The organism is Butyrivibrio sp. INlla16 (assembly GCF_900104155.1).
Taxonomy (GTDB): domain Bacteria; phylum Bacillota; class Clostridia; order Lachnospirales; family Lachnospiraceae; genus Butyrivibrio.
Map to the genome: position 1 here is coordinate 1 of NZ_FMYB01000088.1, position 8,386 is coordinate 8,386.

6 protein-coding genes are annotated in these 8,386 nt (G+C 43.4%); all 6 read left to right on the plus strand.

The features are described 5' to 3' along the window. On the plus strand, nt 1-286 hold a 286-nt coding region (locus BLR42_RS21140; protein WP_139165239.1), incomplete at its 5' end, for a transposase. A gap of 345 nt (nt 287-631) precedes the next feature. Beyond that, nucleotides 632-913, plus strand: a complete 282-nt coding sequence (gene flgM, locus BLR42_RS21145) for a flagellar biosynthesis anti-sigma factor FlgM (protein WP_091873507.1) — start codon at nt 632-634, stop codon at nt 911-913. Between the two features lie 244 nt (nt 914-1,157). Continuing rightward, nucleotides 1,158-1,679, plus strand: coding sequence for a flagellar protein FlgN (locus tag BLR42_RS21150; protein ID WP_091873510.1), 522 nt, complete (start codon nt 1,158-1,160; stop codon nt 1,677-1,679). A 461-nt stretch (nt 1,680-2,140) separates the two neighbouring features. After that, nucleotides 2,141-3,826, plus strand: a complete 1,686-nt coding sequence (gene flgK, locus BLR42_RS21155; protein ID WP_091873512.1) for a flagellar hook-associated protein FlgK — start codon at nt 2,141-2,143, stop codon at nt 3,824-3,826. Nucleotides 3,827-3,940: 114 nt separating this feature from the next. Further along, nucleotides 3,941-5,797, plus strand: a complete 1,857-nt coding sequence (flgK, locus tag BLR42_RS21160; RefSeq protein WP_091873514.1) for a flagellar hook-associated protein FlgK — start codon at nt 3,941-3,943, stop codon at nt 5,795-5,797. A gap of 14 nt (nt 5,798-5,811) precedes the next feature. Continuing rightward, nucleotides 5,812-8,004, plus strand: coding sequence for a flagellin N-terminal helical domain-containing protein (locus BLR42_RS21165; RefSeq protein ID WP_091873517.1), 2,193 nt, complete (start codon nt 5,812-5,814; stop codon nt 8,002-8,004). The last annotated feature ends 382 nt before the right edge of the window (nt 8,005-8,386 follow it).

Sequence of the window (8,386 nt, forward strand, 5' to 3'; positions counted from 1 at the left end):
GGCCGAAAGCGAACTTATCGCATGGGTCAAATGGGCAAGGCACTGTAGGATCCCGGTGTTTGTGGAGCTGCAGAGAAAGATCATGCGCCACAAGGATCATATCCTTAACACTATCGAGCTTGGTGTGACCAATGCCCGCATTGAGGCAACCAACAACAAGATAAAATTGCTTATCCGGAAGGCGTATGGATTCAGGGACGTAGACAGTATGATCGATATGGTTTTGCTATACTGTTCTGACCTGAAAATACCGTTACCAAATCGCAACCGTGTAAAGTACGCTTAAGCCGCATGGCATGAGGACTTCAGCGTATTTAACTAACCACACTCATGCCAGAAGAGCCAAAAAAAATAAAATTTTTTTCCTGAATAGGGGTTAAGTTTTGTATTGGCCTCGCCGATATTATTATTGGTGGGGATGATAAAGCACAATACCTTGGGTTTTCAGTAGCGACACCACAATATCGGGTATGTAGAGTCCGATGTCCACTAGATAGATTGATTAGGATGACATCGGTGAGAGGCCGGAAAATATATTTGAAAATATTTTCAAAAAACTCTAAAGTAATTGCAGAATACGCCGATAAATGTAGTAGAACTAAAGAAATTCTCCAAGGAAGGAGGAAAAGATATGCGTATAGAAGCTTACAGCCAGATTCAACAAGTTTATGGCACCAGCAAAGTGAATAAGACCGCTAAGACTCAGAAGACTAATAATGTTTCTGATTCTCTGAAGATTTCTTCAATCGGAAAGGATATTCAGGTTGCTAAGCAGGCTGTGAAAGAGGCTCCGGATGTCAGGGAGGACGTTACGGCACGTATAAAGAGTGCAATCAAGGACGGCACATATGACGTTAGCGGAGAGGATTTTGCAGATAAGCTCCTCGCTAAACTTAGTGAATCATTAGGTTAATCCTAACCAAATACATATAGAAACTATTAGAGCCGGCTTAATCAAACGGTTAAAGCTCCGATGGCTATTAGGCAGGCTCTATAACTTTGCCCTTTTTTAGGAAAATCACCTGGCGAGGTTCTTTCGAGTCTGGTGAGTTTCCTAGTTCCGGCGAGCGAAGCGAGAGCGGAACTTCATCTCGCGCGCAAGGATTTCGCAAGCGAAATCCTATTTTAGTCCGCGTTATATCTAGGAGGTATCAACTATGGCAAGCTTATTACAGAATCTTGTTGATGCTCTTGACAGAGAATGTGCATTATATGAAAGACTTCTGGTTTTGTCCGGCAAGAAGACACCGGTGATAATCCAGAGAGATCTGAAAGAACTTTCCAAGATTTCAGGAGATGAGCAGGCCGTGGTTTCCCTTATTGCAGCAGTGGACAAAGAAAGAGAAGCTGCCATGGATGCTATCGCCGATGTAATAGGAGAGAAGGGCAACAACCTCAAGCTCATCGAACTTATCAGAATGCTTGATTCAAGGCCCAATGAGCAGAGAAATCTTGCACAGATGAGAGACAAGCTTAAATCACTGGCAGAAAATGTTCAGAGAGTTAATGATCAAAACCAGATTCTGCTTCAGAGTTCACTTGAGATGGTTCAGTATGAGATGAATATCATTCAGGCAGCAAGACGTGCACCTGAAACTGCAAACTATACAAGAAAAGCCGGCACCAGAGGTGATCTGATCGGGGTTGCACCTATGGGAAGGTTTGATGCGAAGCAGTGATGTTAAATAATTGTAATAAAGTAAACTTTGGCATAGGCGTAAGTCAATTTTCAAATTTTGAAGAAATGGATTTACGGATTAACAATATAAAGAAGATTTTTCCTGAAAATCATAAGTCTATTTCTGTGAAAACATGAAATAGACTTATTTTTATGCATGAAAAACGGTAAGAGTTGGCTGAAATGAGATATTTGGTAAGTCAATTTTTCAAAAAAATGAAAATGGATTTATGGTTATCGAAATTACGTTAAAAACGAGAGGGCCTGAAGGGGAAAAGGGAAAAATAAGAAAAGTAAGAGAAACAGAAAAAAGTGAGCACATATATATAAGTAAATAGCCAAATTAACCGATACATTATATGAGTAATAATGTAATTGACAGGGATAGCCCTTACCAAAACAGCAGATGTCAGTCCGAAAAAGGGATATCTAGACAAGCTCACATAGGCACGAGGTAAATACATGGCATCTTTAATGGGAAGCTTATATATTGGAGCATCGGGACTTCAGACATCAAGTAACGCTCTGAACACCACCGCCCACAATATGTCAAATATAGACACGGAAGGCTATACGAGACAACAGGTTTCACAGGGCACTCGCCCTTACATCACCACTGAAAAGGATTTCAGAATAATTTCCTGGAAACAGACAGGACTCGGAGTTGTTTACAACAATTGTAAACAGGTCAGAAGTTTGTTCCTTGACCAGAGCTACAGACAGGAGTCAGGAAGACAGGCTTTCTATGATGTGTCTGTTACAACCCTTGAAGAGATCGAGGATCAGCTTCAGGAGATGAACGGAAACGAGTTCGCGGATTCTCTCAGTAACCTCTGGGTAGCAGTTCAGGAGATGAGTAAAAATCCTACATCCGCGGTTAACCAGAGCACACTTGTGACAAGAGCTAACGAGTTTATCACAAGAGCTAACAGCGTATACGAAGGCCTCACAAATTACCAGGATAACATGGATCTCAAGGTTGCGGATCTGGTTGAGCAGATCAATAAGATCGGTGACAGGATAAAAGAGCTTAACCTTCAGATAGTTGAGATAGAGTCGGGAAATCAGGAGCATGCAAACGATCTTAGAGATGAGAGAAATCTTCTTCTCGATCAGCTCGGAGAACTTGGAAGAATTAGCTACTACGAAGACATCTTCGGAAATGTACTTGTACAGTTTGAGGGAACACAGTTCGTAACAACAGATCATGTAAACCACATGGCATGTGACAATACACTTCCGGCAGATAAAGGCGGAAGCCCTTCAGGATATAACACTCCTTACTGGGAGTTCGCAGCAAAGAAAGAATACGATCCTATCCTGGAAGAATGGGTAGTAACAGATATCAGAGGAGCTAAGGTATTTGACCTCACACAGACAGTCTCCACAGCAATGAACACAGATATCGGAAAACTTCGCTCAACACTTCTTGCAAGAGGTGACCACCACGCAAATTATCACGATATAACAGATGATCCGACTGGTGCCTACTACAATACAAACATCGCACAGTCAGTCATCATGAACGTGGAAGCAGAGTTCGACCAGATGATCAAGAATATCTGCACAGCAATAAATCAGGTGTATGAGGATGCGGGAAGTAACCCCGTAACTCTCGGTGAGGTGGAAGGAAGAACTTCCGATTACGATCTTTTCAAAGTCCTTAACGAAGAGGATTGCCTCAACTACGACATCGATGAGAATCACAAGGCAGGAGAGAATAAGAAGGGCTACATAATTACCAACATCGCAGTTAATCCGCTTTACATGGCAGAGCCCACCGCAATGAAGTTCCTCCTCGCAGACGGAAGTGAAGATAATGATACGGTTGAAAAGCTGAAGGGTGCATTCACCACAGCAAAATATCTCATCAACCCCAACGTGGCAACAAAAACTGATTTCGTAGGATATTACAACATGCTGGTTTCACAGGTTGCGAACTCAGGTGATGTATATAAGGGAATCAAGTCCAATCAGGAACTGACAGTGTCTGCAGTATCAAATGCGAGAGAGCAGATCGTGGGAGTTTCAAGTGATGAAGAACTTGAATTCATGGTTAAGTTCCAGAATGCATTTAATGCATCGAGTAGATATATAAATGTAGTCAGCGCGATGCTCGAGCACGTGGTTACGGCGCTTGGCTCGTAATCCTCTCATCCGGCACTTCGTGCCACCTGTCTTCGCTCCGCTTCGGTCCGCGCTGAACCGACGTCCCCCGGACGTCGAGCGCCCCCAGGGGGAAGGCTAAAGAAAGGAAAAGATATGCCTTCAACATTTTTTGGATTAAACATAGCTGCATCGGGACTTAGAGCGGCGAACGCAGCACTTAATACAACAGCAAATAATATCGCCAATGCCAATACCGATGAATACAGCAGACAGAAGGTTGATCAGAGAGCATCGGATGCGCTCAGAGTTTTCACAACTTACGGATGCGCAGGTGCCGGTGTTGACACCATCGCGATTGAGCGAGTAAGAGATGAGTTCTACGACGTCAAGTACAGAACCAATGAGTCACTTTTGGGAAGGGTATCACAGAGAAATTACTTCAATGAGTTGGCAGAGGAGTACTTTAAGGACGATGGAACAACCGGATTCTCAAGCCTTTTCTCCAAGATGCAGTCAGCGCTGCAGGACGTTATGAAGGCATCGGGAACAACCGAGTCCAAGGCGACTTTCGTATCATCGCTTTCACAGATCACCGACTACTTTAACCACATGTCGGAATCATTAAAACAGCTCCAGAACGATATCAACCAGGAGATAAAAATGGACTGCGATACGATCAATTCCTACGCAGAACAGATTTGCTCCCTTAACAAGCAGATCAACATCATCGAGATGCAGGGTTCAAGAGCGAATGAGCTGAGAGACCAGAGAGATGAGCTTCTTGATAAGCTTTCGAAAATTGTAAATATAGAAGTAAAGGAAACCAAGGTTGTCGATGCAAGTAATCCCGAGCGTGAGACCGGAGCAACAAGACTTATCGTAAATATCGCAGGAAAACAGCAGCTCCTTGATTCTTATTCCTACAGAAAACTTGTATGCATAGCAAGAGAAGCAAATGAAAATGTAAACCAGTCAGACATCGTCGGACTTTACGACATCAAATGGGCGCCCACAAGCTTTAAGGATGGCGACGATACCAGCAAACTTGATGTGTTTGATCTTGATAACAAGCTGATCGGCGGAGAACTTCAGGGACTCATCGATATGAGAGACGGAAACAACAGCTTCTTCTTCAATGGTGAAGTTCAGAATTCTGTAAAAGATCAGAAGACCGGACTTACAACAGTTACCATCAAGGTTTCGGATCCCGACCTTATGGATATGACAAAATGTACACTTCCAACTGCAGGAAAAATCGAAGTCGCAAGTAAGATTTATTCCTACGAGGACTGGCAGTACGACGGCGGTGATACCTACACCTTCATCCTTACGGCGGAGAGTACAAGGTCGACAACTCCTCCCAAATATAGGACAGCAACAGTCGGAGCCGATTTTTCATATCAGGGCATTCCGTACTACATGCAGCAGATGAACGAGTGGATAAGACGTTTTTCAGACAGAGTAAACGACATAATGTCCAAGGGCTACACTGCAGACTCACTTGAAGGACGCTATATTCTGACAGGAACGAGCGACATGGATTCAAACGCACAGTTTTCATATCCTCAGCTCACTTCCCTCTCAAACAATAAAGGCTACTACGAAGTTACTGCAGGAAACTTTACAGTTACAAGGGAACTTCGAAGCAATTCCGATCTACTGGCAACCAAACAGGATGTGACCGAGGGCGAATCGGAGTACAGAAATATTGAGACACTGAACGAATTTTTCAATAAAGAAGACATCTTCAGAGGAGCTACAAGCGGTGAGTTCCTGGATAAGGTTCTCGGAGATGTGGCGCTCAATACCAGCAATTCCGGCACATTGGAAGAGACATACACAGCGCTGGAGAAGACCATAGGAAACCAGAGACTCAGCGTAATGGGCGTCGATGAAGATGAAGAAGCTTCGGCACTTGTTCAGTACGAGCACAGCTACACACTCAACTCAAAGATGATAAACACGCTCACAGAGGTTTATGACAGACTGATAACTCAGACAGGAGTTTAAAGAGAGGTTTTACCATGAGAATTACCAACAAGATAATGAACAACAACTCACTCTACAACATCAATAACAACAAGGTGGCAGAGGATGAAGTGAACACTCAGATGGCAACAGGAAAAAAGATTGCCAGACCTTCTGACGACCCGGTTATTGCAATCAGAGCTTTGAGACTTAGATCCACAGTTACACAGCTTGACCAGTACTACGACAAAAATGCAAAGGATGCAAAGAGCTGGATGGATGTAACTGAGGATGCCCTTTCCACAATTACCGATGTTCTCACGGATGCGATTCAGCAGGCCAACAGAGGTGCAAATAAAGATCTCACCATGGCAGACCTCAATACAATCGTTACCCAGCTGGATGCTCTTTCAGCAGAGTACTATTCCACAGGTAATGTTGATTACGCCGGACGCTATATTTTCACAGGGTTCAGGACTGATACAGCTCTGTCCTATTCAAAGCCCACGACAGAGAATTTCACAGATATAAATGACGAATTCAACGCGGGCGATATCAGCAAGTCCTGCAGAACTCTTAATATGCAGTATCTCAATGCCGGAGACGTTCTTGATACCAGCACCTCAGGAAGATTTAAAAATGAGACAAAGGAGGATGACATCCGCCAGGTTGAAATCGGAAGAATCAGATGCTCTTATGACAACCTCGATTACACAGTCGGAGATGGAAACTATGCGGAGCTGAAGTTCAGGGAAAATCTGGCTCAGGAAGCAACCTCTTCAATAACAGATACAAATCTTACATATTTTGATCTTACTTTTGTAAACAGCGAAGGCGTGGAGCAGAATGCATATGTTCCGCTTTCAGATACCTATACAGTAACTGTCGGCAATTATATGTACACCGCAGAGAGAGCAAGCATCACTCATCCCGAGAGAGGTTACATCATCAATGTGACAGATCTTACGTCCTATGATGTTTATCAGTTCGAAGTCAGTAAAGACGGAGTTCTGACAGACGGCGACGGAGACGGACAGTTCGATGTTCCCACAGGAATTGAGAGTGCGATAGTTTCCATGCACACCACAAGCGTAACGACTCTGGCTTTTTCAGATGGCGAAAATACCGAAGTTACAATGCCGCTCCTTGGACCCGTTGGGCAGCAGTATAAGATAGAAGTTGATAACGAATTCGTTGCAACCGTAAGCGGAGACGGAACCTACAAGATCGAGAAGGCAACCGAGCAGGATGAGTACGGAAACGCTACCAAGACAGTGCTTCAGGTAACAGCAAACGGAAGTATTCACTCCTCATACAAAGAGACCACAATAAAAATCGATAGTGATCATATCCTTTATTCAACCTCCTCAGACGATGAGATTGATGAGGCATACAAGCAGCTTAAGGGTGAATACGCACCCAAGAGAAGCAGCTACAATTTCGGAAATGCAGCAAGAGATGAAGAGATGTTTTTGGAAGCTTATGAGGAGTACTCAAAGACTTTGAACAATATGGTTTATCTCAATGCGAAAACCGGTGAAATCCTTCTTAACGATTATCTGACAGAGAAACTGAGTTCACTTGCTTTTATCAGCAATGCCAACACAATTGATGTTGTTTACGACAAGAAGGAATGGGAGCAGGGAGACATCAGACCTCAGAATCTGTTTGGCTGTGTGGATGCGGACGGTGTTATTTACAACGGCGGTAACGCACCTCACGATATCCAGTATGACGTTGGATATTCCCAGAAAATCACAGTCAATACCTCTGCGAATTCGGTTTTCACAACAACAATGAAGAGAGACATCTACGACCTTGATCAGCTCGCAGCACAGATAAATGTCGTAAATACAACTCTTGAAACTCTTAAGGAAAAAATCGCAGACCTCACAGATGAGGATGAAATAAGAGTTGTTCAGAATGAGATAGATGCCTGCAAGAAGGCATACGATTACCTCCGCCAGAACATCCAGGAGGAATTCGAGCACAAGATCACCAGCATTCAGGAAGCTCTTGATAAGGCAAACGTAGCTGTAACAGACAACGGTACAAGAAGTAAGAGACTTGAACTCATCAACTCAAGACTCCAGGATCAGACCACAACCTTCAAGACTTTGCAGTCCGATAATGAGGACGCTGATCTTGCAGAGACAGCAACCAATCTTGCAACTGCACAGCTCACTTACCAGGCAGCCCTCATGGCAACCGGTAAGATTGGTAAAGATACACTGATGAACTACATCTGATATGGTAGAAAAGATGCCTTCCCCCTGGGGGAAGAAATATAAAATGCCTTCCCCCTCTGGGGGAAGGTGCCCGAAGGGCGGATGAGGGTTACTATTCACGGTCTAATGATTGACTAAAAATATATAAGTGCTGATTGATGCAAGAGGTCGTAAACTCAGATTATGTCTGGGGTTACGGCCTCTCTGCATTTTGCACTAATTTCTGATTGAAAGTTTGTGGAAAATAATGGTACTATATAACTAAATAATACCAATACACGTATTGACATAAATATTGGTATGATATATAATAAATAGTACCAAGTACAGTTAAGGAGGTTGGATGAAAGATGTCGATAGTGAAGTACACAAACAAAAAGACTGGAATGATTGCCGTTTACGA

What these genes read in the sequence shown, in the direction of transcription:
- flgM (WP_091873507.1), top strand. Translation starts at nt 632, where the DNA reads ATGCGTATAGAAGCTTACAGCCAGATTCAACAAGTTTATGGCACCAGC.
- BLR42_RS21150 (WP_091873510.1), top strand. Translation starts at nt 1,158, where the DNA reads ATGGCAAGCTTATTACAGAATCTTGTTGATGCTCTTGACAGAGAATGT.
- flgK (WP_091873512.1), top strand. Translation starts at nt 2,141, where the DNA reads ATGGCATCTTTAATGGGAAGCTTATATATTGGAGCATCGGGACTTCAG.
- flgK (WP_091873514.1), top strand. Translation starts at nt 3,941, where the DNA reads ATGCCTTCAACATTTTTTGGATTAAACATAGCTGCATCGGGACTTAGA.
- BLR42_RS21165 (WP_091873517.1), top strand. Translation starts at nt 5,812, where the DNA reads ATGAGAATTACCAACAAGATAATGAACAACAACTCACTCTACAACATC.